Source organism: Streptomyces pseudogriseolus, from assembly GCA_002154585.1.
GTDB classification, from domain to species: domain Bacteria; phylum Actinomycetota; class Actinomycetes; order Streptomycetales; family Streptomycetaceae; genus Streptomyces; species Streptomyces pseudogriseolus.
Genome location: MUNG01000728.1, coordinates 1 through 342, shown reverse-complemented (window position 1 = coordinate 342; position 342 = coordinate 1). Strand labels below are relative to the sequence as shown.

Below are 342 nucleotides of genomic sequence, written 5' to 3'. Positions count from 1 at the left end.
GTGGCCGGTGGTCGCCGCGGCGGTCCCCACGGTCGTCCTGCTGCTGTTCGCGGTCCCCGACTGGTGGACGGAGGCCGCCGCCGTCGAGGTCGCGCTGGTGGTCAACACCCTGATCCTCGCCGGGTGGGGCGTGTGGACCGCGCGCCGCGCCGGGCGCACCTGGCCGGCGTCGCTGCGGGCCGGGGCGGGGGACATGCTGATCGGCCTGCTGATCATCGGCGCCAACGCCGTGATCAAGTGACACGGCCGGTACGCCCTACGCCCCGGGCCCCGACACCACCTCGAACCGGGCCGGCCCCACCAGGAGAACGCCGTCGTCGAGCGGCGTGCACCGCACCCCGC

Annotated in this window: 1 pseudogene; it reads left to right on the top strand. The window is 76.0% G+C overall.

Annotation, left to right across the window (positions count from 1 at the left end):
• Positions 1-241: pseudogene (locus CCN29_RS36770) on the top strand (hypothetical protein); the annotation flags it as partial.
• Positions 242-342 lie beyond the last annotated feature (101 nt).